The 20,841-nt window shown below is 64.4% G+C and carries 19 protein-coding genes and 1 pseudogene; 2 read left to right on the forward strand and 18 right to left on the reverse strand.

The features are described from left to right. Together EOA85_RS06480 and EOA85_RS06485 are read right to left on the reverse strand one after the other, a co-directional pair. Positions 1-1,186, reverse strand: a 1,186-nt coding sequence (locus EOA85_RS06480; RefSeq protein WP_164759516.1) for a hypothetical protein, incomplete at its 3' end; no start/stop codon positions are given. A 335-nt stretch (positions 1,187-1,521) separates the two neighbouring features. Continuing rightward, the gene (locus tag EOA85_RS06485) at positions 1,522-2,160 is read right to left on the reverse strand and encodes a DNA-3-methyladenine glycosylase (RefSeq protein WP_065010228.1); all 639 of its coding nucleotides are present in this window, start codon (positions 2,158-2,160) and stop codon (positions 1,522-1,524) included. A 156-nt stretch (positions 2,161-2,316) separates the two neighbouring features. Between EOA85_RS06485 and EOA85_RS06495 the strand changes: the two genes are divergently transcribed. Further along, positions 2,317-3,465, forward strand: a complete 1,149-nt coding sequence (locus EOA85_RS06495; protein ID WP_127208781.1) for an amidohydrolase — start codon at positions 2,317-2,319, stop codon at positions 3,463-3,465. 39 nt (positions 3,466-3,504) lie between these two features. Here the strand turns inward: EOA85_RS06495 and EOA85_RS06500 are convergent. From EOA85_RS06500 to EOA85_RS06570, 16 genes and pseudogenes are all read right to left on the reverse strand, one after another. After that, positions 3,505-3,961, reverse strand: a pseudogene (locus EOA85_RS06500) (ATP-binding protein); the annotation flags it as partial. Between the two features lie 294 nt (positions 3,962-4,255). Then, the gene (gene ampH / locus EOA85_RS06505; RefSeq protein WP_245485629.1) at positions 4,256-5,374 is read right to left on the reverse strand and encodes a D-alanyl-D-alanine-carboxypeptidase/endopeptidase AmpH; all 1,119 of its coding nucleotides are present in this window, start codon (positions 5,372-5,374) and stop codon (positions 4,256-4,258) included. A 503-nt stretch (positions 5,375-5,877) separates the two neighbouring features. After that, positions 5,878-7,377 (reverse strand): ATP-binding protein, encoded by a 1,500-nt coding sequence (locus tag EOA85_RS06510; RefSeq protein ID WP_127208783.1) that lies wholly within the window; start codon positions 7,375-7,377, stop codon positions 5,878-5,880. Positions 7,378-7,482: 105 nt separating this feature from the next. Then, the gene (arsK, locus tag EOA85_RS06515; protein WP_127208784.1) at positions 7,483-8,715 is read right to left on the reverse strand and encodes an arsenite efflux MFS transporter ArsK; all 1,233 of its coding nucleotides are present in this window, start codon (positions 8,713-8,715) and stop codon (positions 7,483-7,485) included. Next, complete coding sequence (locus EOA85_RS06520; protein WP_127208785.1) at positions 8,712-10,145, reverse strand: NAD(P)-binding domain-containing protein; 1,434 nt, start codon at positions 10,143-10,145, stop codon at positions 8,712-8,714. Before EOA85_RS06520 ends, arsK begins: the two co-directional genes overlap by 4 nt. A 49-nt stretch (positions 10,146-10,194) precedes the next feature. Next, complete coding sequence (locus EOA85_RS06525) at positions 10,195-10,515, reverse strand: metalloregulator ArsR/SmtB family transcription factor (protein WP_127208786.1); 321 nt, start codon at positions 10,513-10,515, stop codon at positions 10,195-10,197. Between the two features lie 75 nt (positions 10,516-10,590). Continuing rightward, complete coding sequence (gene arsC / locus EOA85_RS06530) at positions 10,591-11,010, reverse strand: arsenate reductase (glutaredoxin) (RefSeq protein ID WP_065010234.1); 420 nt, start codon at positions 11,008-11,010, stop codon at positions 10,591-10,593. Next, complete coding sequence (locus tag EOA85_RS06535) at positions 11,007-11,696, reverse strand: MIP/aquaporin family protein (RefSeq protein WP_127208787.1); 690 nt, start codon at positions 11,694-11,696, stop codon at positions 11,007-11,009. The genes arsC and EOA85_RS06535 overlap by 4 nt, the downstream gene beginning before the upstream one ends. Position 11,697: 1 nt before the next feature. Next, positions 11,698-12,204: an arsenate reductase ArsC gene (locus EOA85_RS06540; protein ID WP_065010236.1), complete on the reverse strand. Its 507-nt coding sequence runs from the start codon at positions 12,202-12,204 to the stop codon at positions 11,698-11,700. A gap of 13 nt (positions 12,205-12,217) precedes the next feature. Continuing rightward, complete coding sequence (locus EOA85_RS06545) at positions 12,218-12,550, reverse strand: helix-turn-helix transcriptional regulator (protein WP_127208788.1); 333 nt, start codon at positions 12,548-12,550, stop codon at positions 12,218-12,220. A 130-nt stretch (positions 12,551-12,680) separates the two neighbouring features. Then, complete coding sequence (locus EOA85_RS06550; protein WP_127208789.1) at positions 12,681-14,171, reverse strand: efflux transporter outer membrane subunit; 1,491 nt, start codon at positions 14,169-14,171, stop codon at positions 12,681-12,683. A gap of 11 nt (positions 14,172-14,182) precedes the next feature. Beyond that, positions 14,183-17,338, reverse strand: a complete 3,156-nt coding sequence (locus EOA85_RS06555) for an efflux RND transporter permease subunit (RefSeq protein WP_127208790.1) — start codon at positions 17,336-17,338, stop codon at positions 14,183-14,185. Positions 17,339-17,346: 8 nt separating this feature from the next. Continuing rightward, complete coding sequence (locus tag EOA85_RS06560; protein WP_127208791.1) at positions 17,347-18,627, reverse strand: efflux RND transporter periplasmic adaptor subunit; 1,281 nt, start codon at positions 18,625-18,627, stop codon at positions 17,347-17,349. Then, positions 18,611-18,802, reverse strand: a complete 192-nt coding sequence (locus EOA85_RS06565) for a hypothetical protein (protein ID WP_065010241.1) — start codon at positions 18,800-18,802, stop codon at positions 18,611-18,613. The genes EOA85_RS06560 and EOA85_RS06565 overlap by 17 nt, the downstream gene beginning before the upstream one ends. 73 nt (positions 18,803-18,875) lie before the next feature. Next, the gene (locus EOA85_RS37315; RefSeq protein WP_156768456.1) at positions 18,876-19,046 is read right to left on the reverse strand and encodes a hypothetical protein; all 171 of its coding nucleotides are present in this window, start codon (positions 19,044-19,046) and stop codon (positions 18,876-18,878) included. Positions 19,047-19,136: 90 nt separating this feature from the next. Further along, the gene (locus tag EOA85_RS06570) at positions 19,137-19,784 is read right to left on the reverse strand and encodes a hypothetical protein (RefSeq protein WP_127208792.1); all 648 of its coding nucleotides are present in this window, start codon (positions 19,782-19,784) and stop codon (positions 19,137-19,139) included. 208 nt (positions 19,785-19,992) lie between these two features. Here EOA85_RS06570 and EOA85_RS06575 point away from each other — a divergent pair, with 208 nt between their 5' ends. After that, entirely contained in the window at positions 19,993-20,718 is a 726-nt protein-coding gene (locus tag EOA85_RS06575) for a response regulator transcription factor (RefSeq protein ID WP_065010258.1), read from the forward strand. Positions 20,719-20,841: the final 123 nt, after the last annotated feature.

Consider the following 20,841-nt stretch of genomic DNA (forward strand, 5'->3'; position numbering starts at 1 on the left):
GCCGCAGACCGGCGGAGTCGCCATCGACCTGTTTGATGATCGCCCACAGCCCGTCTGAGGATCGCACCCGCGGATCCTCCAAGATGCGAACCAGCAGACGGCGGTCGCTCTCGCCGAGCGGCTGGTCGTTCGCGCGGAACGAGTCCATCCACTGATTGGCGAGCGCGAACGCGGGATCGCTCACCGGCTTACGCGAATCGTCGAGCGCTCTGGCAAGTTCCTCGCGCGTTCTCGTTTTCGCCGCTTCCATATCCACGCCGCGCGAAACGCTGGTGTGGTCGAGTAGCAACCGGTTGACCGGAACCTCGGCGTACATCCTTCCGTCACCGAGCCGCCGACGCGCCCAGCCGAACCGGAAGGTCTCGATCCCGCCCGAAGTCCCGATCAGCATCGGCGCCGCCGGGGCAATGATCGACAGGATCGACTGCCGCAGCAGCACCTGTTCACCGGCGTCGGTGATGGTGAGCGCCTTGCGGTGGGGTGCGGAGGGTTCGAGCGACCAATCCACCCGTCCCCATCGGGGCTTGGCATCGGGCACGGCAGGGCCGTCCTCGATCGCGATGGTGAAGTCGGGTTCGAGGGCGTCGTCGCTTTGCAGCAGCGCCTTGCCCTCTGACATCATCAGGTTCCATTCGGCTTCCAGCGCGCGCTGAGGGGCGAGCGGATCGGTGGCATCGTAGCGCCACTCTTCCAGCAGGCCATGCCCGATGACGGTGCTTCGTTTGCCGGGCGTCGAGTCCGGCACGATGCGATAGGTATTGGAATGACCGCGAGGGGTCTGGACGCGGACCGAAGTGACGCCCGGGGTCTTGAGCAAGGCCGCGCACAGTGCATCGCAACGGCCCTCGAACGGGCGGGCGAGGAGAATGTCGCCCTTGAGCGCAATCGGTGCGCTCGCCTGAATGTCCGGCTCCTTCAGGCTGGCCAGCATGCCCCTCGCCCAGGTGAGGCCTGGCTGGGGGATGGTCCAGAACAGTGCCAGCGTCGCAGCGCCCGACATGACGTTCAGAGAAACCCCTGAAAGGAAAGCTCCGAGCAGCAAGCGGAACAGCGCGAAGGCGACGCCATACATGAAAGCCGTTGGCATCGACGCGAGGATGATCCCCGGGATAATCAGGAAACTGCCGATGATGACCAGCCAGGGCATTGTCAGCGCCACGAACGCGCCGATGCCGGTGATGATCAAGTAAGTCTTCAACCACATGCACGGAACCTTACCGCGCAGGACTCAAAAAAATGATAAAGCTACTGTTCTCGGGTCGGTGCCGTCTTTCGGCATCCGTCCGTTGACGAATCTCGTTACGCTCACCTCGAAAAGCTGTCGATCGTCCGCCTTTGGGCTCTGCCGCCTCCCACCAGATGACGGACTCGAAGTCGCAAGAGGAACGTCAGCTTTCTAACGCATCGCGCCCGAAACCGGAAGGACAGCAGACGGCCCATTGCGGGTTACCACATAAATCGCACTCGATTATCCGCTTCTGGGCGCAATCAGACTCCGATGCTTTACCTGCAACTCTGCTACTACCGCTGCCCCTGGCTCAGCGATCTTGGGCCGCTGACAAACGCACTCCCCCTGACATAAAATCGCAATAGCCGATCCGCGTCCTTCGAAATGCCGATCCTAATGCTCTTCCCGATTTCGCCTGCTTTGTGGTCGTCTCGTGCCAGCCATAGCGGGCCTTCCCGGCAAAGATCGAGCCCGTCGAGCGAACGGTCGATTCGCAACGCGGCAGCCAGCCTACCCGGTCCTCGCGCCAGGTCGCGCAATCGTTCGACGCCGCGATGGAACCGCATGACTCCCACGCCTTCGAGCGGCTCGAGCGCCCTGATCAGCACGCCGGTTCCGATCCCAGCCGTCTCGCTCGAAACATTCAGCATGTATGAGAGGCCATAGGCGAGATAGACGTAGGCGTGCCCGCGCTCGAGAAACAGCGAACGGTTGCGCGGGGTCATTCCCCGGTAACCGTGCCCGGCGGCATCGCCGGCGACATAGGCCTCGGTCTCGACAATGCGGCCGCTGACGATGCCTTCCGGCAACGCCCGCACCACCAGCTTGCCGATGAGATAGTGGGCAAGAGCGGCCGTATCTTCAGGCAGCTCCGCGCGGGCGAGCGGCGGATGATCATGTCGGCCAGGCTTCACGGCATCCGCTCGACCCATTGTGCGCGAGAAGGCCCAGGCTCGAACGGATCGCCGAAATACTGGTTCTTACAACCCAAGGGCACTCCGAGCTCCCGGTCTTCCATTTCGAGACTCCTTGACCCTGGAGCAATGGCTGCTTTTGCTTAGAATGGAGCGCAAACGGAGTTGGAACACGTGACCCTTACCAATCGAGACATCGTCGAGCTTATAGCGTGGCGGCGCAAGCTGCACCAGAACCCCGAAATCTCGAATGAAGAGGAGAAGACCGCTAAAGAGGTCGCCGACTTCCTCGCCGATACGGGGCCGGACAAGGTGCTGACCGGATTGGGCGGGCATGGCGTGGCGGCGATCTACGAAAGCGGCAAGGCGGGGCCGACGGTGATGTTTCGTTCGGAACTCGATGCGCTGCCGATTTATGAACTTTCTGGCGTAGATCATGCATCACTCGTGCCGGGCAAGTCGCATATGTGCGGCCATGACGGACATACCGCGATCCTGGCGGCACTTGGCCGTCAGTTGGGGCGCGAAAAACCTGCCCGCGGTCGCGTCGTGCTGATGTTCCAGCCGGCGGAAGAAACCGGCAATGGTGCTGCCGGTGTCGTCGCCGATCCGCGCTTTGGGGAGATCGCCCCGGATTTCGCCTTCTCGCTGCACAATCTGCCGGGCGTGCCGTTCGGCGAGGTGCGGCTCAAGACCGGAGTGGTGAACTGCGCTTCACGCGGCATGCGCATCGTGCTAGAGGGCAAGACCGCGCATTCGTCCATGCCCGAGACCGGCGTCTCGCCGATGATGGCAATCAGCCAGTTGATGCCGGCACTCCCGGCACTTGGCAGCGGAACTTTTGCCGACGACAACTTCAGCATGCTGACCGTCACCCATGCCGCGATGGGCGAAGCGGTGTTCGGCATTGCGCCCGGCCATGCAGAGGTCTGGGCGACGCTGCGCACCCGGCGCGACGAGCGCATGGCAAACCTGTGCGCCGCCGCTGAATCGCTGGTCACACAGATCTCTGGCCAGCATGGCCTTTCTGCCCGGTGGGACTATCAAGAGATATTTGTGGCCAGCGTCAATGCGCCGGACGCCGTAGAGCATCTGCGGCGAGCTCTCGATGAAGAAGGCGTCGTGCACGGAGAAGAAGCGCTGCCAATGCGTGCTTCGGAAGATTTCGGCTTGTTCGGCCACAGCGCCTCGTCGGCGATGTTCTTCCTGGGTGCGGGCGAGCGGCACCCTGCGTTGCACAATCCGGACTATGACTTTCCGGACGATTTGATCCCGATCGGGTCGAAAATATTCATGCGAGCGGCGCGCAATCTTCTGGGCTGACCTCATCTTCTGGCTGAGCCCGGGCGCCCCATCCGCCCCTCACACAGCCAAACGCCCCTGCTCGGCCTCCGCCGCATTAGGGTCGCCCGGTGCGGTCGCCCAGGCCAGTTCGACGAGCGTCACCGTCCGCCGCCCAGTCCCGTCGAGTTGGCAGACGATGAGGCCCTGCTCCTCGATATAGGTCAGCAGACGCCGGGCACGGCGCAGCGAGTGTGAGCCATAGGCGCGGGCAATTGCTGCGTCGCTCGGGCAGGGCCAGCCCTCCTTCGCTGCGCGGGCGATCATCATGAACATACCCTGCATAGTCCTCGGGCAGCAGCGAGGCGCACCGAGACATCCCGCCAGGCATCATTCCCTGCCATATCGGAACCCAAGCCGGCGCGGGCGCGCGTCAGCATGCGGCGGAAGGCGGGCAGGTCAGGCACAACCGAGGCGAGGCCTCTATGCGGCCGCGGACCACGAACTCCTGATAAAGCACGCCGATGACACGGAACCCGCGTCGGGTTGCGCCAGGAGGCGGCTGATGCTGTCGGGACTGCGAGCAGCGCGGCATTCGCGGTCGGCTACGAAAACGGGATGCCAAAGAGTCGAGAGGCAGAACCTTGGCCGCCGCTTGAGCAGGCCGTGAGCAGCGATGAAGCGGGTCGGCGCCGGCAAGTCCTCAGCAATGGATAGCTAAGCGGTCGGCCGGAAATAGCCGTTGTCGCGCTTGCCTGGCCGCGAAACATGCCGTCCGTCAGGCCCCTCCACAGCATTAATGATCGCGCACGTTCTACCGATAAGCGCGAAATCAGCGCGGAGCGATCTCTGCGACGAGATCGTTCGTCGTCTTAACCCCGGCCATGAAGCCGGCGGCATTGAATTCGTTCATGACGAAGAAAGCGCCGACGCCGCGTGTCGGTGCAATCGCAACATAGAGAAACATCCCTTGCAGGCCGCCGCTCTTCTGGAGGATGAGCGGGCGATGCTCGTTGGGGAGCATGATGACCCATCCGAGACCCATGGCGTCCATCGGGCCGCCGTCATCCAGTCCCACTACCGACGCGAGCCCGTCCCGGTACAAAAAAGCCGCGTGGTTCACGAGGCGGAACTCGGCGTCGGCCGCGGAAGGCTTGTTGTCGACATGCCAGTTCATCCAGCGCAGCAGGTCGTCCGCGGTCGAGTACAACCCACCGGCGCATTCCATGGCTGTGCTCGTCGGCACGATGGGCATGGCGCTGCCATCGAAGTTATGGCCCTGCATCAGGCGCGGTTCGTCCTCCGGTCTTGGGTTGAAAACCGTGTCTTTCATGCCGAGGGGATCGAGGACACGCTCCCGAAGAACCTCGGCATAAGGCTTTCCAGAGACATTCGCGAGCGCCGCTCCGAGGAGGTCGTATCCGAAGTTTGAATAGAGAACGGCGGTGCCCGGCGCGAACAGCAGCGGATTGTCCTTGAGGGCGGCAATCTGCGCCTCTTTCGTGTTGGTAGAGAAGGGGTCGGAGGGAGGCGCCTCGGCCACTGGCACCTCCCGCGGAAGGCCGGAAGCTTGCGCGACGAGATCGATCAGGCGGAGGGCGCGGCCATCTTTCTCCGGGAGCGTGACGTCCCAGCCAAGGCGATCCTGCAGCCGGTCGGTGAGCTGTACCTTGCCGTCGATCGCGAGCGAGGAAAGCACATTGCCGCAGAACACTTTGCTCACGGACGCGATTCGGAACATTGTGTCGCCGTCGGGCACTTTTTCACTTCCGTCGGCAATCTTGCCGAAACCCGCCAAGGCCGTCTCGCCGTTGCGCACGGCGCCGAAGATCAGGCCAGGCACTTCAGTGGAGAGATACAGGATCGTACCGTTGAACTGCACCGCTTCCGTCAGCAGCTTGTCCTCGGCATGTCCATAAGAGGGAAGGGTGACGGCTGCGATTGCCGTCAAAGCGATGGCCACAAGTCGGCGCGATCGAGACAAACGCATCGCCAAAATCCTTTGATAAAGCTGCAGAATAAAATCTTCGGAAAAAGGGCCGGGCGTAGTATCTTACCATCTCTCCAGAAGCAGGAGATGTCAACAGAATGAACCGAAGGGGGTAATAGACGGCGGTAGCGTAGTTTCGGCGGATATTTGCGCTACAGTCCTGCCGTATTTCTTGTCCTTCGTCAGTTGATCGGGGCTGATCTCTTTATTAGCAAACCGACCCGCGGGTAATTTAGAACATATGTAAAGCGCCGTCGGCAGGAGGGAGTGCTGTAGCATCGAAGAACTTACAATAGGCGGATCTGCGTCGCGCCAATTCGTCGTCGTATGATGAAGACCGGGCAGATGAGCTGTGGCGGGCCAGCGAGGCCCTATCTGCGCAAAAAAGACTCGCCGCTGTACCTGCCGCTTGGCAATACATCGCCTTGATGCGTGGCATTCCCTTTGCGCACTCGGCCGCCGCCTCACACAGCCAAACTGCCCTGCTCCGCCTCCTCGGCGTTGGGGTCGCCCGGTGCCGTTGCCCAGGCCAATTCGACGAGCGTCACGACCCGCCGGCCGAGACCGTCAAGCTGGCATACGATCAGGCCCTGTTCCTCGATATAGGTCAGCAGGCGCCGGGCGCGGCGCAGCGAGTGCGAGCCGTAGGCGCGGGCGATCGCCGCGTCGCTCGGGCAGGGCCAGCCCTCCTTCGCCGCGCGGGCGATCATCATGAACACACCCTGCATATCCTCGGGCAGCAGCGAGGCGCGCGCCGAGACATCCTGCCAGGCGTCATCCCCAGCCATGTCGGAGCCGAGGCCGGCGCGGGCGCGCGTCAGCATGCGGCGGAAGGCGGGCAGGTCCGGCACGACTGAGGCGAGGCCCTCGATTCGGCAGCGGACCACGAACTCCTGATAGAGCACGCCGATGACACGGAAGCCGGCGTCGGGCTGCGCCAGCACGGCGCGCAGGACCCGGTCCACCCGCTCCCGCCGCCCCGCCAAGTCCTCGGCGCTGATCGGCGGCTCCACCGGTTCGGGGCGGATTTCCAGTGCCGCCGATTTCGCCGCCATCAGCTGGTCGAGCAGGTCCGGCGACGACCGGCGCTGCGGCCGGACAGTTTCCGGCGGCGGCGCTGCCAGGATGATGGCGCGGGCATCCTCCAGTGCTGCTTCCGGCAGCGGCATCAGCCGCGGGGTGCCGTTGCGTGGACTTGTATCGGTCGGGCCGATGCGCAAGCCCAGCGGTCGGCGCGACAGCGCCGGGCCGAGCGCCATGAACTGCCCGCGCTCCAGGTCGCGGAAAGCCTCGGCCTGCCGCCGCTCCATGCCCAGCAAGTCGGCCGCGCGGGCCATATCAATGTCCAAAAAAGTTCGGCCCATGAGGAAATTGGAGGCTTCGGCGGCGACATTCTTGGCGAGCTTGGCCAGCCGCTGGGTGGCGATGATCCCGGCAAGCCCGCGTTTGCGGCCACGGCACATCAGGTTGGTCATGGCGCCGAGCGAGAGTTTGCGCGCCTCGTCCGAAACCTCACCGGCGACGGCCGGCGCGAAGAGCTGCGCCTCGTCCACCACCACCAGCATCGGGTACCAGTGGTCGCGGGCGACGTCGAACAGCCCGCCGAGGAAGGCAGCGGCGCGACGCATCTGGTTCTCGGCGTCGAGCCCTTCGAGATTGAGCACCGTGGAAACGCGATGGATGCGCGCCCGCTCGCCGGCGCTCTGCAGGCCGCGCTCGGTATGCTCCTCGGCATCGATTACCAGATGGCCGAAACGGTCGCCCAGCGATACGAAGTCGCCTTCGGGATCGATGATGGTCTGCTGCACCCAGGGGGCACTCTGCTCCAGCAGCCGGCGCAGCAGATGCGATTTGCCGGAGCCCGAATTGCCCTGCACCAAAAGGCGGGTCGCCAGCAGTTCCTCAAGATCCAGTGCCGCCGGGGCGCCTGCGGTCGTGTGGCCCATCTCGATCGCAACGGTCATGTCTCGACTCTCCTTGGGGAGAGGGCTTATCAACCGCATCACAGCCCGTCGAGCGCCCATGGCCGACCGCTCGCTGTTGCGCACAGCTGTACGCTGCACGCGACGTCAGTTCGCCGAGGTAAGCATCACGCGATCATGCGCGAGAGGCTGCCGCCTGATCAGGATGATTGCCGAGAAAGCCAGTATGCCGAGCATGCCGACCGCAGCGGTCAACCAGAGCGATGGTTGGACGCCGATGCCTGCCATCGCCATGGCAAGGGCAAAGGGCGCAAGCGCTGAAGAAAACTGACGCGCGGCCGTCACCCAGCCGAGCCGGGCGCCGTAGCGCTCCCGCCCGAACAGTTCCAGGGGCAGCGTGCCGCCGACGATGCTGGCGAGGCCCGAGCCCAATCCAAACAGGATGACGAAGGCGATGGCGCCTGGCAGCGATGGTGTCATCGCCAGCAGGACGACAAGGCCGAGCGGCAGCAATGTCGCGCCGATCACCGCGAGCCAAGTCTGTGCCAGCCGGCCGCCGAACAGCATGTTGATCAACCGGCTCGCCACCTGGGAGGGCCCGAAAAGCGTGGTTACGACGAGCCCGGCGGAGCCAAGCCCGAGCGCCGCCGTCAGCGGCACCATGTGAACGAGAATCGAGGACAGCACGAACCCCTCGATCGCGAAGCCGCCAAGCATGAGCAGAAACACTCTGCTGCGGTCGCGTGGCGTGAAGGCACGGCCTGCCGGCGCGACGGCCGCAGGTGTCGGTGAGGCGCTTTCGTCTGTCCGACGCGACAGCCGTGCCAGCCAGGCATGGATAGGCAGGCAGATGGCGACATTGATGCCGGCAAAGACCAAATAGACCTCGCGCCAGGTCAGGTGTTCGTGCAGCGCAGCCGTCAACGGCCAGAACAGGGTGGAGGCGAAGCCGGCGATCAGCGTCAGATGGGTGATGCTGCGCTGCGCCCTGGCTCCGCCGATCTGGACGATCGCGACGAAAGCGGCGCTGTAAAGCACGAAGGCGGACGCCAGCTCCATCGCCACCAGAGCCAGCACAAAGCTCACCCGGCCGGGTGCTAGCGCGCAAGCGACGAGCGCTGCTGCGGCAGCGAGCGAACCAAAGGTCATCACCCGGCCGGCGCCGAAACGATCGGCCCAGCGCCCGGCTGTCGGTGCAAACAGGCCACCCACCAGCAGCGACGCCGACAGGGCGCCGAAAACCCATTGTTCCGGCCAGGCGAATTCGAGCGCGATCGACGGCACCAGGATACTGAAGCTGTAATAGAGCGTGCCATAGCCGATGATCTGCGTCAGCCCCAACGCCCAGAGCGCGGCAGCCGGGACCTTCCGGTCGCTCATCGAGCGGCGATCTCGAGATCGCCGCTGCGCACTGCTGCGATCGCTTGCGTGCTGCCGCAGCCGCAGCCTGACTTGCCGCTCGCCTTCGCCTTGGCGTCGTCGACACAACAGGCATCGACAGCAGCCGGCGCCGGCCCGCCGCAGCAACCCTGGGACGATGCGCCTGAAAGTGACGCCGGCACAGTGCAGACGCCGGTCTCGGGCAACTCCAGCTGCACGGCATCGGCCGCAGCCATGTCGCCGGCGAGCGCCGCGGCGACCGAGCGGACCTGCTCATAGCCGGTCAGCAGCAGGAACGTCGGCGCCCGGCCGTAGCTTTTGACGCCGACCGTGTAGAAATCGGGCTCGGGGTGGCTGAGCTCGCGATGACCATGGGGCGGGACATCGCCGCAGGAATGTTCATTGGGGTCGATGAGCGGCCCCAGCGCCTTGACGCCTTCGAGCCACGGATCAAGGTCCAGCCGAAGCTCGCGGGTCAAGGTGAGATCAGGGCGCTGACCGGTCGCGGCGATAATCCTGTCGACGGGGCCGAGCGTGTGCAATCCGTCTTTTGTCTGGCCTTCGACAACCAGGCGGCCGTCGACCTCGCGAATGGCAACCGTGGCAAAGCCCGTCACCAGCCGCACGCGGCCGCTCTCGGCGAGATGCCGGACATCCGAACCGAGTTCGCCCCGCGCCGGCAAGGCGTCGGCATCGCCGCCGCCGTAGATGCGGACAAGGTCGGTGCCGCGCGTCACCCAAAGTGCCGAGGTGCCCGGTTCGGTTTGCGCAAGCTCCGCCAATTCGAGCAAGGCATTGGCAGCGGAATGGCCGGCGCCCACGACCAATGTCGTGCGGCCTGCATGGAGATGACGGTCCCGTCCGAGGACATCCGGTATGCCGTAGGCAATGCGGTTTCCAAATTCCTTCTCACCTTCGGCCGGCAAGCCGCCCGCACCGAGCGGGTTCGGCGTTTGCCAGGTGCCGGACGCATCGATGACGGCACGGGCGCTGTCCCGGCGCGTGCCCTCGGCGGTTTCGACCAGAAGCAGGAACGGCCGCGTCTCCCGCGCCTTGCTCAAGACCTTGTCGGCTCCCCACCGGGAAATGGCGACAATGCGGGCATTAGTCTCGATCGACGGCGCCAGTTCGGAAAGCTTTGCGAGCGGCGCGAGATACTGGTGGACGATCTCGCCAGCCGTGGGGAACGCCTCCGGCTCCGGCATCTGCCAGCCGTGGCTCTCGAGAAGTTTTCGGGCGACCGCATCGACACAATAGCGCCACGGCGTGAAAACCCGCACATGACCCCAATCCAGAAGGTTCGACCCGACCGCGGAACCAGCCTCGTAAACCTTGACCGAAAGGCCGCGGCTGACAAGTTGGGCGGCAGCCGCCAGGCCGACCGGTCCGCCGCCGATGATGGCGACCGGGAGATTGCTGTTGGGAACCATAATGTACCTTCTATGCTTCTAGGATTATAGAAATATAGGCCAAAAAGAGTTACGCAGCAGCCTCGCCGACAGCCGGGCCGCATACGGCATCGGCACAACATTCATCGGCAAGAAAGCCGAGGAGATCGTTCATGACAGGGTAATTGGCACGGCAGATCAGCGTCGTTGCCTGGCGTTCCTGGGTGACCAGGCCGGTCAGGACAAGCCGGTGGAGATGATGCGACAGGGTCGACGCAGCGATGCCGAGGGCTTCCTGCAGATAACCGACCGGTCGTCCGGTTTCACCTGCCCTCACCAGCGTGCGATAAAGCTTCAGCCGCGTCGGATTGCCGAGCGCCTCGAGCTGTTTTGCTGCTTGTTCGAGTTTCATGGAAATACGCTAGCTCCCGCTAGCGGGTGTCGTCAAGTTCTATTTCCAAGATTATCGAAGAACTGGATTATACCTTCAGACGCGCCGCCCCGATGCATCGATCACCACCTCGCCGTCTTCCTTGGTGAACGGCCCGATATCCGGATTGGGCAGGATATCGAGAACGGCTTCGGACGGCCGAGCAAGCATGGTGCCGAGCGGCGTCACCACGATCGGCCGGTTGATCAGGATCGGATGCGCCAGCATGAAATCGACAATCTCGTCGTCGGTCCATTTGGGATCGCCGAGATTGAGCTCGGCGTACGTCGTACCCTTCTCGCGCAGCAATTCGCGCGGCGTCATTCCCGTCGCCTTGATCAGCTCGACCAGCCGTTCGCGCGACGGCGGGTTCTTCAGATACTCGATCACATCAGGCTCTTCGCCGGACTGCCGGATGATGGCGAGCGTGTTGCGCGAGGTGCCGCAGTCGGGGTTGTGGTAGATGGTGATGGTCATTTCGCGGCTCCCATCTGTCTGATTGGTTTGGGCTCGCTGAGCAGCCATCCTGCCAAGGCCATGGCAAGCAGCGCGCCCAGCAGCTCGGCGACGATGAACGCCGGCAGGTCAACAGGACGGATGCCCGCGAACGTGTTTGAAACCGCTCGCGCAATGGCGACCGCCGGATTGGCGAACGACGTCGATGCGGTGAACCAATAGGCCGCGGTGATGTAGAGGCCGACCAGCCAGGGAATCGCATCCGAACGGAAGCGAAGTCCCGCCAGAATGGTGAAGATCAGGCCGAAGGCGGCCACCAACTCCGCGAGCCATTGTCCGTTTCCGGTCCGCACGGTTTGCGAGATCTGTAGAATCGGCAGTTCGAACATGGCGTGCGCCAGCAGCGTCCCGGCAACGCCGCCGACAAGCTGGGCGATGACATAGGCCAGTGCGGCGTTCGCTTCGATTTCCCGCCTGAGGGCGAAAACCAGCGTCACCGCCGGATTGAAATGCGCCCCGGAAATCGGTCCGAGTATGGTGATCAACACCACCAAAATCGCTCCAGTCGGCAAGGTGTTGCCGAGCAGGGAAACAGCGACGTCGCCCGTCAGCCTGTCGGCCATGATCCCGGACCCGACAACCGTCGCGACAAGCATTGCCGTGCCGAGCGCTTCCGCGACAATGCGACGGGACAGGTCAACCGCCATATTAGCCGGCCTTCGGTAGATCGCGGCCGATTTCATCCAACCGTTTCTGCAGAGCGAGCCTGTCGATCGTGTTCATCGGCAGGCTGACGAAGATCGAGATCCGATTGTTGAGCATGCGATAGGCTTCGGCAAAGGCCAGATGTTTTTCGGCGTCGGTGCCTTCCACGGCGGCCGGGTCGGGCACGCCCCAGTGCGCCGTCATCGGCTGTCCCGGCCACACCGGGCAGGATTCATTGGCCGCATTGTCGCAGACGGTAAAAACGAAATTCATCTCGGCCGCGCCGGGAGCCGCGAATTCCTGCCAGTCCTTCGAACGGGCGAAGGACGTGTCGTGGTTGAGGGTTTTCAACAGCTGGAGCGCGTAGGGATGGACCTCTCCCTTCGGGTGCGATCCGGCCGAATAGGCCCTGAACTTGCCGGCGCCGACACGGTTCAGGATCGCTTCGGCGAGGATCGACCTCGCCGAATTGCCGGTGCAGAGAAAAAGCACATTGTATGGCTCGCTCATGGCGTAGTCCCTTCTAACAGTTGCACGTCACCGCCTGAATGACCGGCTGGCAGAGCTCCGGCGCGCCGCTGCAGCAATCCTCCATGAGATAGGCAAGGAGATTCCGAAAGCCGGTCATATCGGCGACGTAGCGGATTGTCCGGCCGTCGCGCTCGGCACGGACCAGGCCGGCATGGTCGAGGACCTTCAGATGCGCCGACATGGTGTTCTGCACCGTATCGAGGCGCGAGGCGATCTCGCCGGCCGGCACACCGTCTGCGCCCGCCCGGACCAGCAGGCGAAACACTTCGAGCCTGGTGTCCTGGCCAAGCGCTGCCAATGCAAGGAGGGCGGCTTTCTTGTCCATGTATCTATACATCCAGAGTTAAGGATATTTAGCGCCAACATATGACAGCTGGATGACGGCAGGCAAGAGCCCCGATATCCAGATTTCGCCGATGTCCTGTCTGTACGGAGGGGCGATTCTCGGCTTGGCCTCAGGGTTTCGATGCCAGCCGCGCACCGGTCTTGACGTCGACCACCTCCGGCTTGCCAGCATCGATCGCACCGTCCCAGCCGCCGCCGAGCGCCTTGTTGAGCGCGATGTAGTCGGTGACGATGGCGATGCGGCTTTGCAGCAGATCGTCCTCGGCCGAGTAGAGCGAGCGCTCCGCGTCCAGCACCTCGAGAAGGCTTGTCTCCCCGGCCTTGTAAAGCGTGCCTTCAAGGCGTGCCGTGTCCGCGTAGGATTTCGCGGAAGCAGCGAGCTTGCTGTTCCTGATGCGCTCCTGGCGTAGCGCAACGAGCGCGTTTTCCACATCCTCGAGCGCCGTCAGCACGGAGGCCCGGTAGGCGATGAAATATTGATCGCGCTGGGCTTTGGCGACCTCGACGGCCGCCTTCAGCTGACCGGCATTGAACAGCGGCACGCTGAGCGCCGGCCCGAATGACCAGCCGATCGAGGAGTTCTTGCCGAGATCGCCGAGCTTGAAGGCTGACGTGTCGATGTCTCCCGTCAGGCTGACCGAGGGATAGCGCGCCGCCTCGGCCTGGCCGATCTTGGCGGTGTATTGCGCATATTGCCGCTCGGCCATGCGCACGTCGGGGCGGGCTAGCAGAATGTCGGCCGGAATCCCGGCCGGGATCGGCAGGCGCGGGGTGGGAATCGGCGCGATGCGCCTCAGCCGCTCGTTCAAGGCGGAAGGCGGACGGCCGGTGAGCACCGCAAGGCGATGCACCGCTTCGGCGTAGCCTGCTTCCAACGACGGAACGTCTGCCTCGGTGCTGCTTGCCTGTCCCATCGCCTTGGCGACATCGGCCGCTGTCGCCGTGCCGGCTTGCGCCATGGCGCGGGTGAGCACCGCCGTTTGCTTCTGCGAGGCGGCTGCGCGCCGGGCGAGCTGAATGCGAGCCTGATAGCCGCGCGCCTGCGCATAGCTGGACGCCACGTCGCCGACGAGCGTCAGCAGCGTCGAGCGCAGTTCCTCCTCGGAGGCGTCCAGCCCATAGCGCGCGGCCTCGACGCTTCTGCGGTTGGCGCCGAACAGGTCGAGTTCCCAACTGGCGTCAAAGCCGGCCTGGTATTGACTGTAGGCATCGCTGGCAGTTCCGCCCGATGTGGTCGCAGCCGTCTTGTTGCGCGTGGCGGAACCGGAGCCGTCGGCGGACGGGAACAATGTACCGACGCTCTGGCGGTAGCTGGCGCGCGCCTCGCGGATCCTGGCTTTTGCGGTTGCCACATCGAGATTGCCGGCAACCGCTTGCTCGACAAGTGTATTCAGCTCCGGATCGCGCAGGCGTCGCCACCACTTCGACAGTTGCGCCGGCCTGATGACCTTGGCCGGGTTCTGACCGCTCCAGTTCGCCGGCACCGGCAGGATCGGCGTCTGATAATCCGGGCCGACAACGCATCCCGCGAGCAGGACGGCGGTGAGAATAGGCACAATCGTCCGCCTCGCGGCCACCGAGCCACGTTCAAAACCTGTCATATGAAGAACCCTTATTGCTGTTTGGCTATTGTCGGCGTCTCGCCCGTATCCTGCCCAGTGTCCTGTTTGGCCGCCCTGCCCTTGAAGATGCGTCGCACCGTGACGAACAGCAGCGGCACGAGGAACACGCCGATCACGGTCGCAGCGATCATGCCGCCCATGACGCCGATGCCGACGGAGTTCTGCGCCCCCGAGCCGGCGCCACTGGCGATCGCCAGCGGCGTCACGCCGAGGATGAAGGCCAGCGACGTCATCAGGATCGGTCGCAGCCTTTGTCGCGCCGCGTCCAGCGTCGCCTCGACAAGACCCATGCCGGCAGTCTGCCGCTCGATGGCGAACTCGACGATGAGGATGGCGTTCTTGGCGGCAAGCCCTATCGTGGTCAGCAACCCGACCTTGAAATAGACGTCGTTGGTCTGGCCGAACAGGGTCGCCGCCAGCAACGCGCCGAAGATGCCGATCGGCACCGAGAGCATGACCGCGAACGGGATCGACCAGCTTTCATAGAGCGCGGCCAGACACAGAAACACGACCAGCGCCGAAATCGCATAGAGAGACAGCGCCTGGTTGCCGGAAAGCCGCTCCTGGTGCGACAGTCCGGTCCATTCGTGGGAATATCCGGCGGGCAGCTGCGCCACCAGCCTGTCGATCTCGTCCATCGCCGCACCCGAACTGACGCCCGTGGCCGCCGCGCCCTGGATCTCGACCGCCGCCGACCCGTTATAGCGTTCGAGCCTGGGCGAGCCGAATGTCCAGTGGCTGGAGGCGAAGGCCGAGAACGGCACCATGGCGCCGTTGGAATTGCGGACCTGCCATTTGTCGAGATCCTCCGGCTGCATGCGGAAGTCCGCGTCCGACTGCAGATAGACCGGCTTGACCCGCCCACGATCGATGAAGTCGTTGACGTAGTCGCTGCCCCAGGCAGTCGAAAGCGTGTTGTTGATGTCGGCGAGGCTGATGCCCAGCGCGCTCGCCTTTTCCTGGTCGATATCGACCGAAAATTGCGGCTGGTCCTCCTGGCCGTTCGGGCGTGTGTTGGCGAGCAGCGTGCTCTTCGCGGCCAAGCCGAGAAGCTGGTTGCGCGTCTGGATCAACGCCTCATGGCCGGCGCCGTTGACGTCCTGCAGGTAGAAATCAAAGCCGTTGGTGTTGCCGAAACCCTGGATGGCGGGTGGGGCGAGTGCGAAAACCTGGGCATCCCTGATCTTGGAGAAGGCGCCCATGGCGCGGCCGGCGACCGCAGACACGGAAAGGGCCGAGGCCTTGCGCTGGTCAAAATCCTTCATCCGCACGAAGGCGATGCCGACATTCTGCCCGGCGCCGCCGAAGCCGAAGCCGGAAGCCGTGAACACGCCTTCGACCGCGTCCTTCTCTTCGTTGAGATAGTGGTTGGTCACCTCAGCCAGCACGCGCTCGGTACGGTCCTGCGTCGCGCCGACCGGCAGCGATGCGCTGGTGATCAGGATGCCCTGATCCTCATCCGGCAGGAACGAGCTCGGCAGCCGGGCAAACATCCAGCCCATGGCGATGACGATGGCGAGGAACACGGCGAGGAAGCGCCAGGAACGGTTGATGATGCCGTGCGAGCCGTCGCGGTAGGCGATGGTGCCGCGATCGAACATGCGGTTGAACCAGCCGAACGGACCCCTTTGCGTCGCATGGTCCTTGGCAGGGCGCAGGATGGTGGCGCAAAGTGCGGGCGTCAACACCAGCGCGACCAGCACGGACAGCACCATGGCCGAGACGATGGTCACCGAGAATTGCCGGTAGATGATGCCGGTGGAGCCGCCGAAGAAAGCCATCGGCACGAACACGGCCGACAGCACGGTGGCGATGCCGATCAGCGCGCCGGTGATCTCGTTCATCGATATGCGCGTCGCCTCCTTCGGCGGCAGGCCCTCCTCCTGCATCACGCGTTCGACATTCTCGACGACGACGATGGCGTCGTCGACGAGCAGGCCGATGGCGAGCACCATGGCGAACATGGTCAGCGTGTTGATCGAATAGTCGAACAGCGACAGCACACCGAACGTGCCGAGCAGCACCACCGGCACGGCGATCGTCGGGATGATGGTGGCGCGCAGGTTCTGCAGGAAGACGAACATCACTAGGAACACCAGCACGATCGCCTCGGCAAGCGTCTTGACCACCTCCTCGATCGACAGCCGCACGAAGGGCGAGGTGTCGTAGGGATAGACGACCTCGACGCCTTGCGGCAGGGTCGAGCTCAGGCGGTTGATCGTCGTGCGCACGGCCTCGGCGGTGTTTATGGCGTTGGCGCCGGTCGCCAGGCTGACGGCGACGCCCGCCGCCGGCTTGCCATTGTAGTGGGCTTGCGTCGTATAGCTTTCGGCGCCGAGCTCGACGGTGGCGACATCGTTGAGGCGGACCAGCGAGCCGTCGGTCTGGCTCTTCAGGATGATGTTGCGGAACTGTTCGGCGGTCTGCAGCCGGCTCTTGGCCGTCACCGTGGCATTGAGCTGCTGGCCCTTGCGCGCCGGCAGGCCGCCGAGCTGGCCGGCCGAGACCTGCGTGTTCTGCGCCTCGATCGCCGAGGCCACGTCGCTCGGCATCAAGGCATATTTGGCGAGCTTGTCCGGATCGAGCCAGATGCGCATGGCATAGCCCGAGCCGAAAAGCTGCGTCGTGCCGACACCCTCGACGCGCTTCAGCGTGTCGTTGACGGTGGCGTCGACATAGTCGGCGAGATCGGTCGAGTTCATCTTGCCATCGCTGGAGACGAAGCCGATGACCATCAGGAAGCCGGTCGAGGATTTGGAGACGGTGATGCCGTTGTTCTGGACCACCTGCGGCAGCTGCGACTGCACGAGCTGCAGCTTGTTCTGCGTCTGAACCTGGGCGGTGTCCGCGTTCGCGCCGCTGGTGAAGGTCAGCGTGATGGAGGCCTCTCCGGTCGAGGTCGACGTCGCCGTCATATAGTCGAGATTGTCGATACCGGTCATGCCCTGTTCGATGACCTTGGTCACCGAGTTCTCGACGGTCTGGGCGTCGGCGCCGGGATAGGTGGCGCTGATGCTCACCGTGGTCGGCGCGATCTGCGGATACTGCGAGATCGGCAGCGATTGCAGCGCCAAGTGGCCGCCCAGCATGATCACGATGGCGATCACCCAGGCAAAGATTGGCCGGTTGATGAAAAACGCGGACATGATGTGCCTCAGTTGTTGCTTGAGGCGCCTTGCGCCGGTTTCTGGCTGCTTTCGGCTGCTTGCATGGGAGCGGGCGCGGCCGAGGATTGACGCTCCTCGATCTCTCCGGTCGCCTCGTCGATCGTCACTTCGACCGCGGTTGCATCGCCACTGGGGCGCACGAGCTGCATGCCCTCGACGATGACGCGGTCGCCATCGCCGACGCCGGAATCCACCAGCCAGTTGTTGCCGACGCTGTTGCGCACGGCGAGCACGCGCGTTTCGACCTTGCCTTCGGCATTGACGACCATTGCCGTCGCCTCGCCCTTGGCATTGCGGCTGACGCCGCGCTGCGGCACCAGGAAACTGTTTTGGGCGACGCCTTCCTCGACGATGGCGCGCACATACATGCCGGGCAAGAGCAGCCGGTTGGGATTGGAGAACTGGGCTCTGAGCGCGAAGGTGCCGGTCGACTGGTCGACATTGGCGCCGGCGAATTCCAGCTTGCCGTTCTGCGCGTAGATGGTGCCGTTGTCGAGCTTCAGCTTGACGCTGACATTGGTCCCGCTGAATTTCAGCCGGCCATCGTTGATCGCCTGGCGCAGATTGAGCAGGTTGGTGCTCGACTGCGTAACGTCGACATTGATCGGATCGAGCGCGCGAATGGTGGTCAGCACCGTTTCCTGGTTGGCGGTGACCAGCGCGCCCGGTGTCAATGTCGATTTGTCGATACGGCCGGCGATCGGCGCGGTGATCGAGGTGCGATTGAGGCTGATCTTCGCGGTTTCGACGCTGGCCTTGGCCGACGCGACGTCGGCCTGCGCCTGCGCCAGCGTCGCCGCGGCATCATCGTAATCCTGCTTCGAGACGACGTTCTGCTTCAGCAGCCCGGCATAGCGGTCGAACTTGGCCTGGGCGGTGGGCACCGCGGCTTCAGCCTTCTGCCGGGCCGCGACGGCGCTGTCATAGGCGGCCTGATAGCTCGCCGGGTCGATGAGGTAGAGCGGCTGCCCCGCCACCACCTCGGCGCCTTCCTGGAACAGCCGCTGCCGGATGATGCCGTCGACCTGCGGCCGGACCTCGGCTACGAGCGAGGCAGCGGTCCGGCCCGGCAGCTCGGCGGTGATCGCCACCGATTGCGGGTGCAGGGTGACGACGCCGACCTCGGGTTTGCCGACACCGCCCATGCCTGCAGGGGCGTTGCTCTGCTCCTGCGAGCAGGCAGCCAGAAGAAGCGCCGCGCACAGCATTCCGGCCCAGGGCGGGAGCCGGCGTACCGGCAGCGGAGACTGACTAGACTGGATGCGCATGGCCTGGATCTTTCCCTGAAATTACTGAAGCCGCCTGGCTGCCGGCATCGGATGGTTCCACCAGGAGCCGGCTGAGATGCCGGCCGAGGAAGCGCTCGTCCATGAAGGCATGGACCACCGGCATGTCGACGAGGCTGAGCAGGGTCGAGTTTCTGGCTGCGATGCCCATCAGCATCAATATGCCGATCAGCGCGCAACCGCATGGCAAGAATGATGGCGCAAAACAGCAGGTATTTCCTCGCGACGAACTAGCGGCCATCAGTCATTTCGCCGTCGGTTGAACCCTTTCCCAGGATGGGAAATGCCGCGCGAAAGAAGACGAGTCTGGTGGCGCCGGTGAAGGCCTGCAGCGACCGCAGCGTCGCCGCCGAACCGCGGCGATGCTGCTCCGGCGCGGCCGCCATCAGCAGCCGCAGCATCAGGAACATCTCCCACATGGAAGTCTCTTTTACAAAAGGCCGGCCGGCCCGATCGCGGGGTAGGCCAAACGGGCCGGCCGGTGCAGCCGGTCAGAGTTGCCCGCCCGTCCGGGGCAGGGGTGGCGGAAGCGGCCTGCCAGAATCGGGCAGGCCTTCGGGGCCGGCTGCATCATCCGGCGGATTGTCCCATGGGCCTTGGGGTGGTCCATGAGGTCTGTCCGCCGAAGCAAGGATTTCGAGCTGTTCGGGCGTCAGCTCGACGCGAAGCGCGGCAATCGTCTCCTTCAGCTTTGCTGCCGAGGCGGCACGTTGGGTTAGATCGTCTGCCAGTCTTTCCTGGACAGCGAAGGCGCGCGGCGCCTTGGCGCCGGGCGCTTCCGCGTCGGCGCCATCCGGGCCATGATCGGGCCGCGCCAGCATCGCCTGCAGCGCGCTGGTATAGTCCCGCCAAGCGTCGAGCTGCTCCGTCCTGATGCCGATGCGGGTCTCAAGCGCGGAAAGCCGGGCGGCGAGCATTTCCGGCGGCGGCCCCATGCGGCCGGGACCAAAACAGTCCGGTCCATGCCGCATCGGCCCGCGCCGGCCGGGCCAGGGCATCGGGCCATGGTCCGCATCGTCCTGCCGGGCCATCGCCGGCGGTTCGTCGCCGGGCGCGGCGGCGGGGTCGGGCTGCGCCGCCAGCACGGGATGGATGGCGGCAAGCGAAAACAGGCCGAGCGCAAGAAATCTGCTTTGCATGATGGTGTTCCTTTCTCTCATGCTTCGGACGGCAGGAGGATAGGAGGCGTCTTTTTCCGCTTCGCTTCGGCGTGTTGCCGAAGGTTTCCGGAAGAAGGAGATTTGTTTCCGAATGTTTCCGCGCCCGGGCCGGAAACAATTGGTTGCAAATTTCCATGCCTTTCAGGCGCGGCTCTCCCTATAATCAAGAGCAAGCAAGGGCATGCAAATGCAGTCACAACCCCATATTCTCGTCGTCGATGATGATCGCGAGATCAGGACGCTGCTCGGGCGCTATCTCGACGGCCAGGGATTTCGCGTCTCGGCGGCGGCGGATCGGCGCGAATGCGAGCACAGACTTGCCACCGGCCAGTTCGACCTGATCGTGCTCGACGTCATGCTGCCCGATGGTTCGGGGCTCGATATCTGCCGGAGCCTGCGTGACCGCAAACCGCATACCCCGGTGATCCTGCTGACCGCGCTCAAGGAGGATGTCGACCGCATCATCGGGCTGGAGCTCGGCGCCGACGACTATCTCGGCAAGCCATTCAATCCGCGCGAGCTCACCGCCCGCATCCGCGCCGTGCTGCGTCGCTCGGCGCCGGAAGAGGCTGCTCCCCCTCGCATGCGCGTCTATCAGTTTGCCAGCTACAGGCTGGAGCCGGACACCCGCAAGGTGACGGATCCGCAAGGCGTGGCCATCGACCTCACCGGCGCCGAGTTCGATCTTTTGCAGGTGTTTCTTGACCGTCCCGGCCGACTGTTGACGCGCGACCAGCTGCTCGACCTGACGCAGGGCCGCGAGCGCGACCCGCTCGAACGCTCGGTCGACGTGTTGATGAGCCGGCTGCGGCGTAAATTCGCCGACGCCGGCGATGGGCCGCTGTTCAAGACGGTGCGCAATGGGGGCTACCAGCTCACCGCGAGGGTCGAGACGGCGGAGAACCACGCGTGACCTCACTGCGCCGCCGCCTCATCCTGCTGCTAGTCGCTTCGATCGTCGGTGTGGTCGGCCTGGCGACGGCCGCCGTCATCAGCGTGCGTGGCGGCCGTCGCCAGGCCGACCACACCGACGATC

It is taken from the genome of Mesorhizobium sp. M5C.F.Ca.IN.020.29.1.1 (genome assembly GCF_003997375.1).
Lineage (GTDB): Bacteria > Pseudomonadota > Alphaproteobacteria > Rhizobiales > Rhizobiaceae > Mesorhizobium > Mesorhizobium wenxiniae.

Bases quoted from the DNA above. Each gene is read 5' to 3' on its own strand.
- EOA85_RS06485 (WP_065010228.1), bottom strand. From the start codon at position 2,160: ATGGGTCGAGCGGATGCCGTGAAGCCTGGCCGACATGATCATCCGCCG.
- EOA85_RS06510 (WP_127208783.1), bottom strand. From the start codon at position 7,377: ATGACCGTTGCGATCGAGATGGGCCACACGACCGCAGGCGCCCCGGCG.
- arsK (WP_127208784.1), bottom strand. From the start codon at position 8,715: ATGAGCGACCGGAAGGTCCCGGCTGCCGCGCTCTGGGCGTTGGGGCTG.
- EOA85_RS06520 (WP_127208785.1), bottom strand. From the start codon at position 10,145: ATGGTTCCCAACAGCAATCTCCCGGTCGCCATCATCGGCGGCGGACCG.
- EOA85_RS06525 (WP_127208786.1), bottom strand. From the start codon at position 10,515: ATGAAACTCGAACAAGCAGCAAAACAGCTCGAGGCGCTCGGCAATCCG.
- arsC (WP_065010234.1), bottom strand. From the start codon at position 11,010: ATGACCATCACCATCTACCACAACCCCGACTGCGGCACCTCGCGCAAC.
- EOA85_RS06535 (WP_127208787.1), bottom strand. From the start codon at position 11,696: ATGGCGGTTGACCTGTCCCGTCGCATTGTCGCGGAAGCGCTCGGCACG.
- EOA85_RS06540 (WP_065010236.1), bottom strand. From the start codon at position 12,204: ATGAGCGAGCCATACAATGTGCTTTTTCTCTGCACCGGCAATTCGGCG.
- EOA85_RS06545 (WP_127208788.1), bottom strand. From the start codon at position 12,550: ATGGACAAGAAAGCCGCCCTCCTTGCATTGGCAGCGCTTGGCCAGGAC.
- EOA85_RS06550 (WP_127208789.1), bottom strand. From the start codon at position 14,171: ATGACAGGTTTTGAACGTGGCTCGGTGGCCGCGAGGCGGACGATTGTG.
- EOA85_RS06555 (WP_127208790.1), bottom strand. From the start codon at position 17,338: ATGTCCGCGTTTTTCATCAACCGGCCAATCTTTGCCTGGGTGATCGCC.
- EOA85_RS06560 (WP_127208791.1), bottom strand. From the start codon at position 18,627: ATGCGCATCCAGTCTAGTCAGTCTCCGCTGCCGGTACGCCGGCTCCCG.
- EOA85_RS06565 (WP_065010241.1), bottom strand. From the start codon at position 18,802: ATGCTGATGGGCATCGCAGCCAGAAACTCGACCCTGCTCAGCCTCGTC.
- EOA85_RS37315 (WP_156768456.1), bottom strand. From the start codon at position 19,046: ATGCTGCGGCTGCTGATGGCGGCCGCGCCGGAGCAGCATCGCCGCGGT.
- EOA85_RS06570 (WP_127208792.1), bottom strand. From the start codon at position 19,784: ATGCAAAGCAGATTTCTTGCGCTCGGCCTGTTTTCGCTTGCCGCCATC.
- EOA85_RS06575 (WP_065010258.1), top strand. From the start codon at position 19,993: ATGCAGTCACAACCCCATATTCTCGTCGTCGATGATGATCGCGAGATC.